Annotated in this window: 15 protein-coding genes; 3 read left to right on the top strand and 12 right to left on the bottom strand. The window is 52.9% G+C overall.

The genetic code is table 11. From position 1 onward, the window contains the following. Positions 1 to 34: 34 nt before the first annotated feature. Together AB1L42_RS08360 and AB1L42_RS08355 are read right to left on the bottom strand one after the other, a co-directional pair. A complete protein-coding gene (locus AB1L42_RS08360) occupies positions 35 to 1,087 on the bottom strand; it encodes a hypothetical protein (protein WP_367053255.1) in 1,053 nt (350 codons plus the stop codon). A gap of 145 nt (positions 1,088 to 1,232) precedes the next feature. After that, entirely contained in the window at positions 1,233 to 1,979 is a 747-nt protein-coding gene (locus tag AB1L42_RS08355; RefSeq protein WP_367053253.1) for a hypothetical protein, read from the bottom strand. Positions 1,980 to 2,305: 326 nt separating this feature from the next. Here AB1L42_RS08355 and AB1L42_RS08350 point away from each other — a divergent pair, with 326 nt between their 5' ends. Further along, positions 2,306 to 3,616: a hypothetical protein gene (locus AB1L42_RS08350; RefSeq protein WP_367053251.1), complete on the top strand. Its 1,311-nt coding sequence runs from the start codon at positions 2,306 to 2,308 to the stop codon at positions 3,614 to 3,616. A 160-nt stretch (positions 3,617 to 3,776) separates the two neighbouring features. Here the strand turns inward: AB1L42_RS08350 and AB1L42_RS08345 are convergent, their stop codons facing one another. The 10 genes from AB1L42_RS08345 to AB1L42_RS08300 form a co-directional block, all read right to left on the bottom strand. After that, positions 3,777 to 4,154 carry a GNAT family N-acetyltransferase gene (locus AB1L42_RS08345; protein ID WP_367053249.1) on the bottom strand — a complete coding sequence of 126 codons (378 nt, stop codon included), beginning with the start codon at positions 4,152 to 4,154 and terminating at the stop codon, positions 3,777 to 3,779. A gap of 278 nt (positions 4,155 to 4,432) precedes the next feature. Continuing rightward, on the bottom strand, positions 4,433 to 5,650 hold the full coding sequence (gene nqrF, locus AB1L42_RS08340) for an NADH:ubiquinone reductase (Na(+)-transporting) subunit F (RefSeq protein ID WP_367054814.1): 1,218 nt from the start codon (positions 5,648 to 5,650) through the stop codon (positions 4,433 to 4,435). 54 nt (positions 5,651 to 5,704) lie between these two features. Then, positions 5,705 to 6,328: an NADH:ubiquinone reductase (Na(+)-transporting) subunit E gene (nqrE, locus tag AB1L42_RS08335; RefSeq protein ID WP_367053247.1), complete on the bottom strand. Its 624-nt coding sequence runs from the start codon at positions 6,326 to 6,328 to the stop codon at positions 5,705 to 5,707. Between the two features lie 136 nt (positions 6,329 to 6,464). Beyond that, positions 6,465 to 7,103 carry an NADH:ubiquinone reductase (Na(+)-transporting) subunit D gene (locus AB1L42_RS08330; protein WP_367053245.1) on the bottom strand — a complete coding sequence of 213 codons (639 nt, stop codon included), beginning with the start codon at positions 7,101 to 7,103 and terminating at the stop codon, positions 6,465 to 6,467. A 71-nt stretch (positions 7,104 to 7,174) separates the two neighbouring features. Then, on the bottom strand, positions 7,175 to 8,053 hold the full coding sequence (locus AB1L42_RS08325; protein WP_367053243.1) for a Na(+)-translocating NADH-quinone reductase subunit C: 879 nt from the start codon (positions 8,051 to 8,053) through the stop codon (positions 7,175 to 7,177). Continuing rightward, entirely contained in the window at positions 8,043 to 9,293 is a 1,251-nt protein-coding gene (locus tag AB1L42_RS08320; protein ID WP_367053242.1) for an NADH:ubiquinone reductase (Na(+)-transporting) subunit B, read from the bottom strand. The genes AB1L42_RS08325 and AB1L42_RS08320 overlap by 11 nt, the downstream gene beginning before the upstream one ends. A gap of 107 nt (positions 9,294 to 9,400) precedes the next feature. Beyond that, positions 9,401 to 10,765: a Na(+)-translocating NADH-quinone reductase subunit A gene (locus AB1L42_RS08315; RefSeq protein ID WP_367053241.1), complete on the bottom strand. Its 1,365-nt coding sequence runs from the start codon at positions 10,763 to 10,765 to the stop codon at positions 9,401 to 9,403. A 389-nt stretch (positions 10,766 to 11,154) separates the two neighbouring features. Then, positions 11,155 to 11,862, bottom strand: a complete 708-nt coding sequence (locus tag AB1L42_RS08310; protein WP_367053240.1) for a polyprenol monophosphomannose synthase — start codon at positions 11,860 to 11,862, stop codon at positions 11,155 to 11,157. A gap of 51 nt (positions 11,863 to 11,913) precedes the next feature. Then, complete coding sequence (locus tag AB1L42_RS08305) at positions 11,914 to 13,026, bottom strand: GTP-binding protein (protein WP_367053239.1); 1,113 nt, start codon at positions 13,024 to 13,026, stop codon at positions 11,914 to 11,916. A 198-nt stretch (positions 13,027 to 13,224) separates the two neighbouring features. Continuing rightward, entirely contained in the window at positions 13,225 to 14,415 is a 1,191-nt protein-coding gene (locus AB1L42_RS08300; protein WP_367054811.1) for a M24 family metallopeptidase, read from the bottom strand. Positions 14,416 to 14,615: 200 nt separating this feature from the next. Here AB1L42_RS08300 and AB1L42_RS08295 point away from each other — a divergent pair, with 200 nt between their 5' ends. Both AB1L42_RS08295 and AB1L42_RS08290 read left to right on the top strand, forming a co-directional pair. Then, the gene (locus AB1L42_RS08295; protein WP_367053238.1) at positions 14,616 to 16,232 is read left to right on the top strand and encodes an L-glutamate gamma-semialdehyde dehydrogenase; all 1,617 of its coding nucleotides are present in this window, start codon (positions 14,616 to 14,618) and stop codon (positions 16,230 to 16,232) included. A 347-nt stretch (positions 16,233 to 16,579) separates the two neighbouring features. Then, the gene (locus tag AB1L42_RS08290) at positions 16,580 to 17,569 is read left to right on the top strand and encodes a hypothetical protein (RefSeq protein ID WP_367053237.1); all 990 of its coding nucleotides are present in this window, start codon (positions 16,580 to 16,582) and stop codon (positions 17,567 to 17,569) included. Positions 17,570 to 17,797: the final 228 nt, after the last annotated feature.

Raw genomic sequence — 17,797 nt, 5'->3', positions numbered from 1 at the left:
TCCTTTTCGTGATGATCACTTCAGAGGTCTGCTCTTACTGATCGAGCACTTTCGCATCTTCGATGTGGTAGAGCAGATCGAGTTCATCATCGAGAATCCACGGGTCAAGAACGAATGTCCCGACGACATCAAACGGGCGACCTTCAATGTACCGAGTTGTTTCGCCCTCTTTTAAGGTGACCCCCAGTTTATCATAAAGCTTGGCCATTCGTCCAAAACAGCAAATGCCATTATCTCGAACGAACAAGAACCGCTGAATCCCTTCCGACTTGACCGTCGGGAACATCCACCCTCGCAAGACGATCCGCTGCCCATCGAGTTCTGTCAGCCAGTTCGGTAGATGCTTGTCCGCGTCGACTGGAACAGGCTCCATGTTCAACACTTTCAGGAGATCAATGTCATCAAAAGTGATTCGGAGCGCCCCAGTTTTTTCGTCGCGAACAAACTCTTTATTCGGGATCAACAACTTGATTTCCCTTGGTTCTCCGCCGGCAGCATCATCCGGGAGTCCAAGCAGCTTCGCTCGCATCGCAGCCATTTCTTCCTCGAGGCTGCGAGCCGGAGACGGCTTGGTCTTCTCAGGCTGTTCCGTTTCATCGTCTTTTTCAGACGCAGGATCTGCCTCCGAGTTTTCCGATTCAGCGGGTCGAGAATCACTTCCCTCAGCGCTTGCCAGAGACTCCTCGGAGTTCACGCTTGGAGTTGGTACTGGCTCCTCTTCAGCGTCAGAAGTATCTTCGCCGGGGTCTTGTCCTGACGATGCTTCCGCCTGAGTGTTCGAAGCTTCGATCGGTTCTGCTGGTTCACCTTGAGATGCTGTTTGGTCGACCACAACAGTTTCAGGATCGACGCCTTCGTTCAGCTCAGCGTCAGACGATTCTTCGGAAGCAGCATCGTCGGCTTGCGGCGACGCATCAGTTTCGGAATCTTCGACCGAATTGTCAGACACTTCGATTTCACGAAATGCATCGTCTCGACTGGAACATCCCAGCATGCTAATCGACACAACGACCGCGAGAAGAGTCAGAAACCGGACCGAGTCACTCATCAACTGGTATGAAGCGTTTGATTCCGAAATGTTAAACATCAGTTGAGAGGTCTCCCAGTCGTTTCAAGGCTGTCTGGTGAGAAGTAAATTCCACCTGCCCGTGAGCACCTGAAGTCAAATCACACGCAAGCTGAGGACAAGGTCTCAACGATTCGCAGCAAGTGCGATCCTTCCGTCAATCGAATTAGAAATCGCTGACCCGGGTGGTAAACAGTTCTCCATCCAGAATGTACAGCGGCTCCAACTGATCAGTGTTCGAGAACTCATTGTTGATTCGGAACGTTCCAGCAATCGCCACTTTTCCGCCGACGTAGTCAATCGAGTTGCCTTCTTTCATCAACACACCAACTCGGTCAGTGACGGCAGGGTTGGCTCCGAAGCAGCAGTCCTGATTGTCTTTCACAAACAGGAATGACTGCAAGTCTTTCATCTTGCCTGTCTGGTAAATGTATCCCTTCAGGAAGATCTTCTCGCCATCCAGCGACTTAATATCCGGATGCACATCTGCCACTTCCCCTTGAGGAACAAGCGGCTTACCAGCGATGTCTTTCACAAAGCTGACGCGAGTATAACCGTCGGGAACCTCTGTCTGATAGATGTAAATCTGAAGTGCAATTCCACCGACGAAAAACAGAGTCGACAATAGTGCTCCGGAGGCAGCGACAAACGTTCCGCCGTAGGCTCCCTTGGAACGTCGAATGACGACAAACGCAGCCACGCTTAACACGAGTCCAACCAGGCACAGTGGAAGTGCCAGCCAGACGAACACTCCGATGAAGGAGAGTAGCGACACCACAAGCCCGGACACCGCAATCACGGGAACCGGGCGATAATTGAAATCGCCGTATTCGTCGGCTCCGATCCCCGAGTCCAATGGAAGATTGACGCTCTCTGTGGCTTCAACTTCGGGACTTTCCATCACTTGAACCATGACGAGTCACCTCACATCTCAAAACATATGAAAGACCAAACAGGTGAGAGAATCCCTGAATAAGAGATACGAAACGGCATCCTCTCAGAAACGTGGCAGCTGAATCTGCGCAGAATGTCTCCTCTCAAATTATACGTACGCTCAATTCCGATTCCTCAAGAGGAGGACTGAGATTGTGCAAGTTTTTCTCGAAAATTCAGGTTTTGAGTGGGGTTCGGGTGTTCAGCGGAAGTGTTTCGAAACATTGCAATGTTTGCGGTGTTTGAATCCCAACGACCCTTCAAACTCAATTCTCTCTCAAATTCTCCAACACGAGGAATTTAATCATGATTCGGTTGACACTGCTCGCAACCGCGCTGACGACCTGCGGGCTTTCAGTCCCACTCTTTGCACAAGATGCGGATGATGTTTTCCAACGCCTCGACGAAAACAAAGACGGAATCCTGACCGCTGAGGAAGTTCCCGAAGCCCAGCGACGATTCTTCGATCGCCTCGTCCGCTCCGGCGACAAAAACGAGGATGGAAAACTCTCTCAAGCAGAATATCAAGCCACTCTCACTGAAGACGACGCACCGCAGGATCGAGATCCAGGTCGACGGCCCGGAGAGGGCCGCCCAGGTGAGGGCCGATTCGGTCAGGGACGTCCAGGAGCTGGACCAGGCCGCGGCCCCGGTGGAATGGGTGGAGCGGATTTCTTCGCTCGCTTTGATAAAAACGAAGACGGCAAACTCACCATCGACGAAGCTCCAGAACAGATGCGAGAACGCCTGCAGTCGATCATGGATCGACTCGGAACCGATGAAATTGACCTCGAACAGATGAGTCAAATGCGAGGACGAGATCGAGGCGATCGACCATCTCGTGACGACGAAGAGTCAGCCATGCGACGTGATGGCTCAGAGCGAGAAGAACGAGATGACCCTCGTAATCGACGCGACCGAGAAGATGGCGATCGTCGTGAAGATGGCCGCCCCGATTTCGGTCGCCCACCACGTGGCGGAGGATTTGCGTTCATGCGAATTCTGGACGCTGACCGTAACGGATCGATCAGCAAGGCCGAAGCACTCGAAGTGGGACGACTCTTCCGCGAACTTGACGCCAATGACGACGGTGAACTCGACAACCGGGAACTCATGGGATCCGATGGCGACAGACAAATGGGAATGATGATGGGTCGTGGAGACGGACGCCCTCCATTCGGTCGACCAGAATCTGGCGATCGTCCAGAGGGTGCCTCGGATCGTCCTGAACGAGATCGACCTGATGGGGACCGTCGCGAAGGCGACCGCCCAGAAGGTGACCGACGTGACGGTGATCGCCCCGAAGGTGGACCACGCGGCCGATTCGGTGATCGCGGACCGGGCGGAGAAGGCCCCGGCAGAGGATTCAATCCTATGCAGGGCTTCATCGACCGATTTGACACCGACAAAGACGGAGCCATCTCAAAGTCAGAAGCCCCCGAACGAATGGCTGAGGGTTTCGATCGACTGGACGCGAACGGCGACGGAAAGCTGACAGCTGAGGAATTCGAAGCATTAGCCGGCGGCCGACGCGGAGACGGTGATCGTCCCGGTTTCGGACGAGGTAATCCTGAAGAACGCAGAGACCGACCAGCCCGACCGGAACTCGAAGAGTAATAAATTCCGGGAATTAGCTGCCAGCAATCGACGTCAGTCGTGCAACATGGCTAGTCCGCAAAAGACAGAAGCCCTCCGAATCATCTTCGATCCGGAGGGCTTCTTTTGTTTTCAGAGCTATTTTGGTTCTATTCTGCTGCAAAGAGTCCTTGAAGCCACCTCATAGCTTCTTCCGCATTGGAATATGCGAGATGCCCGCTTCGGTAAATTCATCTCCGTCTTCGGCGTACCCTAAATGCTGATAGAACGGAACGACCGCAATCTGAGAGTGCAGCCAGACGCTCACCAGATCTTCTCGCATAGCGATTTCTTCGAGAGCCCGCATGATCAGCGTGCCGAAATTGCGATTTCGGGACCGCTCGAGGACAGCCAGACGGCCGATTTTTCCATCGTGTTCCAGATCGATGCGACCCGTTCCGACGAACAGCCCGTCTTCAACGACGACAACATGCTGAGACACAGCATCCCGGTCATCTCGCTCGATTTCCGGTGGGACTCCTTGCTCAACGACGAAGACCTGCTCCCGAATTGGGATCACAATTGGGCCCAGCTCCTCGAATGACCCAACCCAGATACTTCGACTCACATTGAGCCCCCTTGAACCAGACGGACGTTCAACTTGCAGCATACTTCACGAAGAGACTGCCGCAACTTCAAAACACAGACGACCCCGCCTCACGATTCGTTTTCATCGTTTGCTGCGCTGACCTGAACGCTGAAAAACGAGTACATCAGGTTCAACTCGCCGAACGCAAGAAAGCCGGAGCCGGAGAGACTTTTCGTGGAAACGCTCCGCTCCGAAGAGCGGAACTGACATTATCCACCAAAGTCGTCGTAAGCGATATTGTCCGGTTCAACTCCGAGGCTGTCCAGCATATTCAACACCGCCTGAAGCATCATCGGCGGACCACAGATGTAGTATTCCACATCTTCCGGAGCAGGATGGTTCTTCAAATACTCATCATGCAGAACCTGGTGGATGAACCCGGTGTAGCCGGTCCAGTTGTCTTCAGGCAGCGGATCTGAAAGCGCGATGTTGAACTTGAAGTTCGGATGCTTTTCTTCCAGCTCTCGGAACTCTTCGACGTAGAACAATTCACGAGATGAACGTCCCCCGTACCAGTACGAGATCTTGCGTTCGCTGTCCTGCTGTTTCAGCAATTCGAAAATGTGTGAACGTAGCGGAGCCATTCCAGCACCACCGCCGATGTACACCATTTCGTTCTGTGTCTCTTTGATGAAGAACTCACCATAAGGACCAGAAATGGTCACTTTATCACCCGGCTTCAGTCCAAAGATATAGCTCGAAACCTTTCCTGGAGGGACATCCGGCATGCGCGGCGGCGGAGATGCGATCCGCACGTTGAGCATGATCACGCCCTTTTCCCCTGGGTAGTTCGCCATTGAATAAGCACGATAAACCGGCTCTTTCACAACTGACTTGAATCGCCAGATGTCAAACTTGTCCCAGTCTTCGTGGTATTCATCTTCAATTGCGAAGTCTTTGTAATTGACTTCGTGTGCAGGAACGTCGATCTGGATGTAGCCACCCGGTTTGAAGTCGACAGCTTCGTCAGCAGGAAGTTCCAGGACGAGTTCTTTAATGAATGTGGCAACGTTGTTGTTCGAGCGAACCGTACATTCCCACTTCTTCGTTTCGAAGACTTCTGGAGGAACTTCAACCTCCATGTCCTGCTTCACAGTCACCTGACAGGAAAGCCGCTCGCCTTGACGTTCTTGCTTCTTGTTGATGTGTGTCTTTTCAGTCGGCAGGATGTCTCCACCCCCAGCGTGAATCTTCACTTTGCACTGGGCACACGTTCCGCCTCCTCCACAGGCAGAGGAAACGAAAATCTTATTTTCCGCAAGTGCATTCAGAAGCTTGCCGCCGGTTGGCACGGTCAGAGTCTTCTGATTGTTCACGACAATGGTGACATCACCAGACGGAACAAGAAGCTTCTTCGCCAACTGGATACACAGCACCAGAATGATGACGATCACGGTGAAGAACAGAATGCCGAGGAGGATTTCAATCACGATTGCGAGATCAGGTTGAGGGTGAAGAAGCGAGTCGGGCGACAACTCGAATCAGATATCAATTCCACCAAATGCCATGAATGCCATCGCCATCAATCCGACGGTGATGAAGGTAATTCCGAGGCCGCGAAGCCCTTCCGGAATGTCGCTGTACCTGAGTTTTTCACGAACACCAGCCAGGCAACAAATGGCCAGCGCCCAACCAATTCCGCTCGAAAATCCGTAAGTCACACTTTCTGCAAGCGTGTAATCACGCTCCTGCATGAAGAGCGAACCACCTAGAATCGCACAGTTCACTGTGATCAGCGGCAGAAAAATTCCAAGAGTGTTGTAGAGAGCGGGCAGATAGCGGTCCAGAAACAATTCCAGAATCTGCACCATGGCCGCAATTGTGCCAATGAAGCTGATCAATCCCAGGAAGCTGAGATCGACGTTTTGCAGGTATTCATTCCCCGTCCAGGAAAGAGCTCCCTCGCGAAGAAAATTACGAAAGATGATGTTGTTCACGGGAACCGTCACGCCTTGCACGACGATAACCGCAATTCCCAGCATGAATGCGTTCTTGACGGTCTTGGAGACAGCCAGAAACGTACACATTCCCAGAAAGAATGCGAGAGCCAGGTTCTCTGAGAACACTGACTTGAAAAACATACTGCCTACTTCTTCGAGCGTCATTTTCTGACCTCAACCTCGGTTAGTCTCTGTCGTTCGCTGCTCTGTTTTGCAAACTCTGTGACGCTGACTGTCTGTGACAAATTCAAGTGTCGCTGTTAGTGCTCGTTTGTTTCGTTCAGACAAGAACGTTGATTTCTCAATCTCGTGTCGGATCTTTTGCTGCCTGATCCGTTCGGAACGCTCGCAAGATCCAAATGAAGAATCCAATCAGGAAGAACGCACTAGGCGGAGTCAACATCAGACCGTTTCGGATGTAAAAGCCACCTTCTGTAGCGAGCGGCAGAACAGTGAACCCCAGCAACGTCCCCGATCCCAGCAGTTCCCGGAAAAATCCAACCGCAATCAGAATCAATGAGTAACCCAATCCGTTTCCGACACCGTCGAGGAAGCTTCGGAGAACTCCGTTCTTCATCGCGAAGCCTTCCGCTCGTCCCATCACGATACAGTTTGTGATGATTAGCCCCACGAACACGGAGAGCTGATCCGCGACTGACGGAACGAACGCTTTCAGGATTTGGTCAACGACGATCACCAGTGATGAAATCACGGTCATCTGCACAATGATACGAATGCTGTTCGGGATAAAGTTCCGAATCAATGCGATGATCGCATTCGAACAAGCGACAACAACAGTCACCGCAAGGGACATGACGAGGGCTTTATCGAGCTGAGTCGTCACGGCCAGCGCAGAACAAATTCCGAGAACCTGAAGGGCAATCGGGTTGCTCTTGAAGACGGGGTCAAACAGTACGTCAGTCGTCTTACTGGCTGCCATATTTGATACTCTTCAAATGAAGCGAACAGGTTTCACTCACCGGTGTTGCTCGCTTCACTTCCTCATACTTGTTACTGAACTACCGCTACCGACTCTTCGCGAATTCGATCGAGGAATGGCCCGTAGGCATCCTCTCCCAGCCAATATCGCACAGTTCTTTCGACACCACTCGACGTAATCGTTGCCCCGGAAAGACCATCGACCTGATTGTCCTTAGTTGCGTTTCCGGGTTTGGTGACTTTCAAATCAGGCACACCATCAGCACTGACAATCTCTTTGCCAACCCACTGGGCCTTCCATTTCGGATTGTCGACTTCTCCACCCAGACCGGGTGTTTCCCCGTGCTGATAGAACGTAATCCCACGGACTGTTCGACAATCTGCATCGAGTGCGATGTACCCGTATAGCGTGGACCACAATCCTTTTCCGTAAATCGGAACGACGACCGACTCCAGCTTTCCGGAAGAGTCGTTCACCAGATAGGCCAGTCCCACGACTTCACGTCGTTTGATTCCGGCAATGTCGTCGACATTGTCATTGGCGATGAAAACGCTCCGGTCAGGGTCTTTGGCCGCCTTCACCTGATTGTAGGTGTTCAGGTCAGTCTCTTCGTTCAACGTCCCTGGAATGGGAGCATCTTCAGCACGGCCGGGTAGATTCACAGCCACTGTTTCGATCGATTTGAACATCTCAGGGATGTCTTGATCAGTGGACGTTTTGGGATCCCACAAGCCAGCTGCAATCAGAACGTTGCGCTTCATCTTGTTTTCCTGATTCCGCTGCTGAATCGGCCTCAGAGCAACAGCTGCGACCGAGACGACCAGAGAGCAGACCAGACACAAGACTACGGCGACAGAAAGTGTGCCGATGAAGCTGTTCGGATTGAAACTCTCCTGAGCTTCCTCCGCAGCGTCGTTCAAGTTGTCGTTCAGTTCGTTTTCAGAGTCCACAGCGAACTCGCCTTCGTCGAATGTTAAGTTGAATGACGCAGTAATCGATCAAGGGAGCGACCACGTTTCCAAACAGAATCGCCAGCATGATCCCTTCCGGATAACCCGGATTGATCACACGGACAAGAGTTGTCGTGATTCCGATCACGAGACCGTAAACCCATTTGCCTGTTTCGGTCATCGTCGCCGAAACGGGATCGGTCGCCATGAAGACCAAACCGAATGCCAAACCTCCCACGACCAGATGCCAGTGCGGAGGCATCAGGAACATGTTCGGAGTTTCAGCAGTCACGCCAAGATTGAACAACCAGGCTGATCCGAGTGCTCCCACGAGAACACTCACCATGATTCGCCACGATCCAATTCTGGTCGCGACGAGAATGATCGCCCCGAGCAAACAGGCGAAAGTCGATGTTTCGCCCATCGATCCGGGAATGAATCCGAAGAACGCTTGTGACCAGGAAATTCCCAGTTGTTCAGTAATCACAGCCATTCCCGCTGTTTGTTCGGGATCGGCCAGTGCTCCGAGCGATGTCGCAGCTGAGTATCCATCAACAGGTGTGGCAACCCAAACTTTGTCCCCACTCATCTGAGCTGGATATGCAAAGTACAGAAACGCTCGAGCCGTCAACGCAGGATTCAGGAAGTTCTTCCCCGTTCCACCGAAGATCTCTTTTCCGACCACCACACCGAAGATAATTCCGATCGCCACCTGCCAGAGCGGGACAGTCGGCGGCAATGTCAGCGGATACAGCATCCCTGTGACGAGGAAACCTTCGTTGATTTCATGCTTGCGAATCGAGGCAAAGATCACCTCGCAAGCCCCCCCGGCAATTTGCGTCACGATGAAGATCGGCAAAAAGTACAACGCTCCCAGAAGGAAACAGGAAACGAAGTTGCTTGGACTGTAACCGATGGGGTCCATGATCGCGCCCCGCCATCCACCAGCGGTCGCTTGTGAAATTTCGCCACTCTCGACAAGTGCCTGAATCGCGACATTGGTCTGATAGCCAGTGTTGTACATGGCCATCAGGATGCAAGGACCCAGCGCGACGACGACCATGATCATCATCCGCTTGAGATCCAGTCCATCGCGGACATGGGTCTGGCCACGCGTCACGAGATCTGGGGTATAGAGAAACGTGTCTGCCATCTCGTAGATGGCATAGAATTTCTCATACTTCCCACCCGGTTTGACGTGGGTGTGGAGCTCGTCGAGCTTTTTCCTCAGGAACTTCATGGGGTGCCAGTCGGCTGATCAACAGTGGGTCACAAAATTTCGATCAAAGATCCGGTGCTATCTCAGTCAATTCAGATTCGAGTCGTGCGATTGAGCACGCACTGAACCTAGCCTTCTCGCTCAATTCGAGTGAGCACGTCCCGCAGGACAGGTCCAAAATCGTGTTTACCCGGATCAACAAAAGTGAGGAGCGCGAGATCTTCTTCGTCAAGCTCTGTTGCCCCGAGGAGTTGCGCCTGCTCCGTGTCACCCACCAGCAGCGCTTTCACAAGTGCGGTCGGCTCAATGTCGAGAGGCATGACTTGTTCGTAAATCCCAATCGGAATGATCGCTCGATCACTTCCGTTGCGATTGGTGGTCATTGCAAAGTTCTGTCCGTCTCCAGCAACTGCGGAGGCATAGACAGGCTTGACGGAAAACTTGTCGAATCCAGGGCTCTGCCATCCGAGAAACTCGCGATCGCGACCTTCGAGCAAAGCAGAAACCTGCAGATCGTATCGTCCCAGGTAGGCATAAGGCCCTTCGGCGATAGACCCTCGCAGAACGGAGCCGGAGATGACTCGATTCTCACCGGAAGCAAGTTCTCCAGCAGTTAATTCATCAATCGATGCCCCGATTCGTGTTCGCAACAGACGAGGTTTTGTCACTTGAGGTCCCGCCAGGGAGATCACTCGATCGACGAACAATTCTCCAGTGACAAACAGTTTTCCGATCGCAATCACGTCCTGATAGTTCAAATACCAGGAAGGACGCTTTTCGCTGGCAGCAGCCAGCTTATGAATATGAGTTCCAGCAAGTCCGGCCGGATGTGGACCGTCGAACTGTCGCAGCTCGACGCCTTCAACCGGAGCATCATCAGGATTTGTACCGGGAATATTGAAACCAGGTGCCGAACAAACATAGACCGCGCCGGCAGTCAATCTTGTCAGGACTTGCAGGCCGTATCGAAAGTGAGCCGGGTGCTCATCAATGATCAAGCCGGGAAATGCGGCGAGAGGCCGAGTGTCCATTGCCTGAACAAAAATGGCGAAAGGCTCTTCGCTTCGCTTCGGCACTTTGCTGTACGGGCGACGTCGAAATGAAGTCCACAACCCGGATTGAACGAGATTTTCGACCACAGCCTCACGTTCGAGAGTCTGCAAGTCGCTGTTCTGATATGACTGGAACTTCTTCTGAGCATCCCCTTCAAGCTCGACGACAACCGATTGAAATCGACGCTTGTCGCCACGATTGATTTCAGCAACGCGGCCAGAACCGGGCGAGTTAAAAGTGACTCCGGGATTCTTCTTGTCTTCAAACAGCGGGGTGCCGAGTTCGACCGAATCACCAACCTGCACGAGCATGGTCGGCTTCATGCCAACATAGTCGTCTCCCAGCAGCGCTACGCGTGTCACAGCCGCCCCGCGATCAATCTCTTGATCAGGGACTCCAGAAATCGGCAGGTCGAGGCCTCGTCGGATCCGAATCGGCATACGGTCTTGGTAGAGCGAAGGTCTCGCTCTCCTCTCAGTGGTCCAACTCGATGGCCCTTGGAAGTTCAAAGTCTGCGACAAGCCAATAATCACAGAGAGTTCAACAAGGGAACGTCATCAAGAATTTTAAAGGAAGACATCATTCGAGCTTGTGAACACAAACTCGTCACCACACGCGATCAAATGATACACGCGCATATTGAGAATTGAAGCGATCTGTGGAACCTTCTCCAAGAGATCTTTGTTTCTCTGAGCGCGATTGCGGCCAACTCTCTCAGATTCAAGAATGCTGTCTCATTTCCGGCCACACTTCAAGCACGGGCCGACCACTTCACATCAACACACACCGATCTTCCGATACGTCTCGACAAGTGAATCGAGTGGCTTCGTCAACTGCGGAAGCGGAGGCTCATGAGAACCCATGCAGCCGAAACCGCTTCTTTCATGTTGATCTTCGTGACTCCGAACCTTCGCTCTTCGAACGTGATCGGGACCTCCGCGAACGTCGCACCCACGCGCCGCAACCGGTAGAGAATCTCCTCCTGAAACGCATACCCCTTCGCTTTCGATTGCGACCAGTCCACCTCAGCGAGCTTCGGAACGCGATAGCATCGAAAACTCCCGGAATTGTCGAGCGTCTTCAATCCCAGCATTGCCTTCGCATAGAAGTTGATCCCGCGACTCATCATGTGACGCTTCGGTCCCCAGCCGACGATTTCACCGCCGGGAACATAGCGTGAGCCGATCACGACATCGTACTCTTCCGCCTTCTCAATCATGGAAGACATGAAGCGGGGCGGATGCGAGAAGTCGGCGTCGAGATTCAAAAGCAGGTCGAACTTGTGTTCGATGCCGTAGTTGAATGCTGCGACCGTCGCTGTTCCCAAGCCAAGTTTGCCTGACCTGTGAATCGCGTAAATTCGGGGATTGTCGCGAGCGAGCTCATCGACGTATTCGCCTGTTCCATCAGGCGAATTGTCGTCAACAACCAGAATGGACGCCTCAGGAACGTGCTCGAAGATCTCAGGAATCAGCTGTTCGAGATTCTCACGTTCGTTGTACGTACACAAAGTCACAAGCAGTGATCGAGACATCATGTCAGCTCACAGTCCAGGTATATCGCTGTTTCCACGTTTTGACCGAATCAATCAAGACCCGACTGGAGTCGAGAGGCGGTGTGTTGGAACGGGACGTCCCGGACGGAATCGCTGCGTCTGACGGAACTCGAAGTTCACGTTCTGCTTCGCAGCGACATCAGCGACGGCTTCATTCACGAGCGTTTCCAGAAGCTCCGGATCACAGGCGACTCGCGCGTTGATGATCACTTCCGAGTTACGCGCCTTTTGATTTGAGGGGAGAGACAATTCAACTTTGGTATCGCTGCTGATCAGATTCGCAACGCCAAAAAATCCTTCCCAAAGACCAATCGCTTTCAAGTGGGCAGGCTCAAGATCAGCCTCGTGCAACTTCGCTTGCAGTGTCTCAACAACACCAAACAGAAACGCATCGAGATCGAATTCGTTTTCACTGGTCAGCGTCAAGCTGCTGTTGAGCCAACCGAGTTCCGCTTCTCCGTCTGCATAGATGTCATAATCAATGTCGAGGATCTTTCGTCCGAAGTCGCCATCCTGCGAGAGAAACTCAACCAACTCCGGAATTCCGGAACCAGTCTTTGCAGACATACGAATCAGCGGCGTCCCAGGTAGCTGTTCGTCACACAGGGCGCAGATCTCATCGACTTTTTCACTGGTCAACTCATCAATTCGATTGATGAGGATCAGGTCCGCTTCTTCGAGCTGCTTCTTCAGAATGTACTCTGCTTTAGGAGAAAATCCGCCGCGTTGCTCATTTTTGAGAATCCGGATTCCATGACTCGGTTTGAGGATCACCGGGTAAGGCGCGATGTCGAATTCTGCGTCGAAGAGTTGCTTGATCGGTTGAATCACGGTGGCGACGAGATCGGTACAGCTACCGACCGGTTCCGCGAGGATCACGTCCGGCCGCTGCTCGGCGGAAAGATTCCCCATCGTGTCGATGAGTTCGTTGAAGTTGCAGCAGAAACAAGCACCAGCGACTTCACCGACTTCGAATCCCATGCCGCGCAGTGTGTTCGTATCGACGAGATCGGTCGCTTGATCGTTGGTGACAATTCCGACGTTCAGACCTTGCTCTCGATAGTGAGCAGCGAGTTTTCCAAGCGTCGTCGTCTTACCTGCACCAAGAAAACCGCCGATCATGATGTATCGAATTCGATGGGCCATCGATTTCACCTGCTCTGTTGAGGAAGCGTGAATAGCAAAGGGCTTGTAATCGCCACATCATGAGTGTGGGCATCCAGTGTCGGAAATACAACGCTGGCGCACTGATTGACACCCTGCCCGATCCACGACAATTCAAACGGGACCGGACCAAGCTGGTGATTCAATTCAGCTCGCGTCGAATCTCCGTCACCGACTGCATCAGTACTGACTGAGAATCGGAATCACTTCTTTCTGGAGAAGCCCGCCGGTGACATGCACTTTCCGGTTTTCATCGACATAAACATCGACTTCGCTGCGGACTCCAAACTCTTCGAGATAAACCCCGGGTTCGATCGAGAAACACGTCCGCGGGAGAATGAGCCGTTCATCTCGTGTTTCCAGATTGTCGAGATGTGCACCGTTGCCGTGAACTTCCTGGCCAATGTTGTGCCCTGTGCGATGAGTAAAATACTCGCCGTACCCAGCTTTCTCGATCACCTCACGAACAGCATCGTCGACGCGCGCTCCCGGCAGTGGAGTCTCGGATTCCATCGCTGCCTCGACAGCCGCAATTCCCGCGTCTCTGGCAGCTGCGACGATGTCAAAGATTCGCACATATTCTTCCGGGACGTTTTCCCCAACATAACCCGTTCGCGTCAGGTCGCTGTACACGCTGTTTGGCTGATCCAGCTTGGCCCACAAATCAATCAGCACAAAATCGCCGGAACGAATGAGCGTGTCGTCACCCGTCCCGGTCTCGTAGTGCGGCATTCCGGAGTGAGAATTGCGAGCCACAATCGGGGGATGATAAGTCGTCATTTTGTGACGCGCGAAGTGATCCATGATCACATCCCGAACCGCTGCTTCTTCAATTCCCTCGCCTGACCGAACAGCATCGGCAATCGACTTCCAGGCCAGATCGAATGCAGCATTGGTCACCTTCGAAGCTGCCTGATGCATCTCCCATTGTCCGTTCGTCCAAACGGCCTCAAAGAGTTGGATCAAATCTCCCGACGAAATCACTTCCACGCCGAACGATCGAACCAGTTCCACTGTGCCAGCATCGACTCGAGAGACATACGGATTCCCGTTCTGAAACGAGTATTCCATGGCAACACGTTTCTTGCCCTCGACGAATTCCTGAATCGCTGCTTCGAATTCCTGCCAGCGGAGATAGATCGACTTTGATCCGGGAAGATGATCGAGAGACGAACTTTCAATCCGATGCACAATGCGGACAGGCTCACCGACCGCTGGAATCCCGTAAGCACATCGGCGAGATCCCATTGAATCGTCGGAGAGTTTCATGACTCTTCTGGCCAGCTGGTTGCTGCCTCGAAAGTCATACAACAGCCATCCATCCAGGCCGAGTTCCTGAAGCGATTCCTGAATCTTTTCCAGCTCAAACATTAGCGGTCTCTGATGCCAAAGGATTCCTGGGGCAGACGAAATCTGAAAGTCGAACGAGTTCTGAAAACTTTCTCCATCGTCGCGACTTACGTCCTTGACGGGAAGTGACATCGTCAAGATCCTGAAGTGCTTGGCAGAATTGCGCAGAAGAAACGTTCGCCAACTCATGCGTGAACGGTGAAAGAGATTTGGAGTCGGGAATGTCACTGGAAGATTATCGCAAAACGCTCAACGTGACCAAGTTTCAGAACGAGCCGAACACGGATTTCAGTCGCAAAGAGAATCGCGACGACATGAAACAGGCTCTCAAAGATGTTGAAGAGCTGTTCGGTCAGGACTACCCGCTCAATATCGATGGCAAAGCTCAGGACGGACGAGCCCACATCGTTGCGCGATGCCCCTTCAACAAAGAACTGAAACTTGGAGCAATCGCCGCAGCCAGCCCCGACCAAGCGGAACAGGCGATCGCCGCTTGCCTGCGTGCTTCCACCCAGTGGAAAAAAGTTCCGATTGACCACCGGGCTGAATATCTCGATTTGATTGCTGCCGAAATGCGATCACGTCGCTTTGAACTCATCGCATGGATGGTGTACGAAACCGGAAAGCCATGGATCGAGGCTGACGCTGAGGTTTCGGAAGCAATCGATTTCTGCCGGTACTACGCACTGGCCATGCGCGATCTCGACGCTGAACTGCGTTGCGACTATCCCGGCGAAGAAAACGCACTCTTCTACCGACCGCGAGGCGTGGCAGTCGTGATCTCTCCGTGGAACTTTCCACTCGCGATTCTCACGGGAATGGTGACTGCTGCTCTGGTCACCGGAAACACTGTCGTCATGAAGCCTGCCGAAGAGTCTTCGATTATCGCATTTAAGCTGATGGAGATGGCTCGCGACGCAGGACTTCCCACGGGAGTCTTGAACTACCTCCCCGGAATCGGAGAAGAAATCGGCCCTACGCTCGTGGGCAGCCCGGACGTCGACATCATCGCCTTCACTGGTTCTCGCGAAGTCGGACTGGAAATTAACCGACAAGCTGCAAATCCCGAATCACAACACCATGGGGTCAAAAAAGTCATTGCCGAAATGGGCGGCAAGAACGCGATCATCATCGATGACGACGCTGACCTGGACGATGCCGTTCAGGGAGTCGTTTCGTCAGCATTCGGCTTCGCCGGGCAGAAGTGTTCGGCGTGCTCTCGAGTCATCGTTCTTCAAAACGTGTACGACACATTTCTTGAACGCCTGACCGGAGCGATCGAAAGCCTGAAGGTCGGACCAGCCACTGATCCGGGTGCCGATTTCGGACCGGTCATCAGCCAGGAAGCTTACGAACGCATTCAGGATTTCATCGAAATCGGACACGAAGAGTGCGCTGCAATTGTCAATGTCGACCTCAGCGAAGACCTTCCTGACGGTAACTTCATCGGCCCGCACTTATTTGAAGTTCAGGAGGAGCATTCCCGAATTCTCGATGCGGAAATCTTCGGCCCCGTGCTGGCCATTCAGAAAGCCAAAGATCTCGATCAGGCACTGCAGATTGCGAACGAATCCGATTATGCGTTGACCGGCGGAATCTACAGTCGGAGCCCGAAGAATCTGGAACGAGCTCGAAACGAGTTCCTCGTCGGAAACCTGTATCTCAACCGGGGAATCACAGGAGCGATCGTCCAGCGACATCCTTTCGGAGGTTTTCGCATGTCCGGAATTGGAACCAAAGCTGGCGGTCCCGACTATCTCCAGCAGTTCATGCTTCCGGTTTCGGTGACCGAAAACACGATGCGACGCGGGTTTGCGCCTCCAGCTGACGAAGAATAAACCGTTCCGCTTGTGTCGATGGATGGAGTGCGTAGCACCCGCCGAGCTGCTGCGCGCTGAAAGTCCTCTCGCTCCAATGAGCACTCCTCTCCCAGATCCGCGCACCCTCAAAGTTTGCGCAGTCCGCAAAACCGCTCCGAACACTCTGATCAGTCTTCCATGTGATTGATTGTTCTTCCCAAACGGAAGATCCGATACGAAAAGAGAGTCACGCCCATTCCACACCACACGATTCGCCACTCGGCAAGCGCACAACCTTGATTGGCGTCGGAAGACTCAAAGCTGTTCAAGCCCTCACACTCATTCACAAGACCGTGAATATTGGCCTCCAGGATGGAAACCCTGTGATGATTGTCAGATCCCCTTTGCTACTCAGAGTCCTGCTCCTCACAACACCAGTTCTGTTGCCACCTGCAGTTGTCACAGCACAAGTTGTTCCCGGAACAGGCACGCTCATCAACACTGATGACTTCGAAGACGAATCATTTTCGTTCGACATGAACTGGCCCAAAAGCAGTAAAGAGGAAGACGAAAACGTTCGCTATCCTCTCGGCCGTTCCAGCAACAACATGTGGATGGAAAGCCCCAAGCGCGGAATGCCCGACGTTGTGAAACGAGTCGAAACGCCCGCAGGCGGACTCGAAGGCAGCAAAGGGGCTTTGTATCTCAGAAGCCGAGACACTGGAGTCCCGGGACGCCCCGGATTCAAACAGGCTCAGGACGATTTCATTCTGGCTGCGAAGCCGATGACTCTCTCCTACTCTCCCAACTACACCGTGCGTGTTTATCTACCGAGTTGGGATCAGTGGGAACAACGCTCGGGTGTGACCTTCGGAATTCGTTCCGGAATGCAGGGACCAGTTGAAGAAGAAGTCGAATCGCTCGGTTTCGGCCGTCGTCTCTTCCGTCGTCTGCGCAAGGAAACAACGACAAAGATGGAGCCATACTACCCAGGATTCTTCATCTATCACGTGCCAGCTTCAGACCCGAACAACAAAACCGGCGAGCCCTATGCCAAAATCCTGATTCGGGCCAACCAGTTGGGACACGAAGTCGATGGTCCGATCATCAAGGAAACCGGTTGGTGGACATTCGGAATGAGCGTTACTCCGGATGCTCGATGCCACTACTACGCCAGCCCTGGAGTTGACGATCTGACACCACGCGATTTCATCACTTCGCAGTATCCGTACACAATCGCGGGAACACACTTCAACACGATCTTCTTCAACGTCTGCTCTGCCGACGATGGGAAGACCTGGTCGACTCCGTGGATCATCGATGACCCGAAAGTGTACTACTTCACAGGTCAGCGAATTCAGGAAGCACGACGCTAAGCAAGCTGAGTTCGACAATCATCTCAACACCGCTTTCGAATTCTTCGAGAGCGGTGTTTTTTGTTGCGCCTTCCAGTCCATTCAACACTTCCCGGATGAGCCGACGTAGCAGGCGCTGAAACCAGTTTCTTCGCTGGTTGACTTGTTTTTTATCTACGAAAAACCCGTTCACCCGCACGAACCGATTCTCGTGTGCTCCGAGAATCCACGAATCTTGACTTGTGGTTG

The sequence above is a fragment of the Thalassoglobus sp. JC818 genome (assembly GCF_040717535.1).
GTDB lineage: Bacteria > Planctomycetota > Planctomycetia > Planctomycetales > Planctomycetaceae > Thalassoglobus.
Note: the sequence above shows the minus strand (reverse complement) of the source record. Positions and strands in the feature narration are given on the sequence as shown.

Coding starts and splice junctions, on each gene's coding strand:
- AB1L42_RS08360 (WP_367053255.1), bottom strand. CDS start 1,087: ATGTTTAACATTTCGGAATCAAACGCTTCATACCAGTTGATGAGTGAC.
- nqrE (WP_367053247.1), bottom strand. CDS start 6,328: ATGACGCTCGAAGAAGTAGGCAGTATGTTTTTCAAGTCAGTGTTCTCA.
- AB1L42_RS08315 (WP_367053241.1), bottom strand. CDS start 10,765: ATGCCGATTCGGATCCGACGAGGCCTCGACCTGCCGATTTCTGGAGTC.
- AB1L42_RS08310 (WP_367053240.1), bottom strand. CDS start 11,862: ATGATGTCTCGATCACTGCTTGTGACTTTGTGTACGTACAACGAACGT.
- AB1L42_RS08300 (WP_367054811.1), bottom strand. CDS start 14,415: ATGTTTGAGCTGGAAAAGATTCAGGAATCGCTTCAGGAACTCGGCCTG.
- AB1L42_RS08290 (WP_367053237.1), top strand. CDS start 16,580: ATGATTGTCAGATCCCCTTTGCTACTCAGAGTCCTGCTCCTCACAACA.
- AB1L42_RS08350 (WP_367053251.1), top strand. CDS start 2,306: ATGATTCGGTTGACACTGCTCGCAACCGCGCTGACGACCTGCGGGCTT.
- AB1L42_RS08355 (WP_367053253.1), bottom strand. CDS start 1,979: ATGGTTCAAGTGATGGAAAGTCCCGAAGTTGAAGCCACAGAGAGCGTC.
- AB1L42_RS08305 (WP_367053239.1), bottom strand. CDS start 13,026: ATGGCCCATCGAATTCGATACATCATGATCGGCGGTTTTCTTGGTGCA.
- AB1L42_RS08330 (WP_367053245.1), bottom strand. CDS start 7,103: ATGGCAGCCAGTAAGACGACTGACGTACTGTTTGACCCCGTCTTCAAG.
- AB1L42_RS08295 (WP_367053238.1), top strand. CDS start 14,616: ATGTCACTGGAAGATTATCGCAAAACGCTCAACGTGACCAAGTTTCAG.
- AB1L42_RS08320 (WP_367053242.1), bottom strand. CDS start 9,293: ATGAAGTTCCTGAGGAAAAAGCTCGACGAGCTCCACACCCACGTCAAA.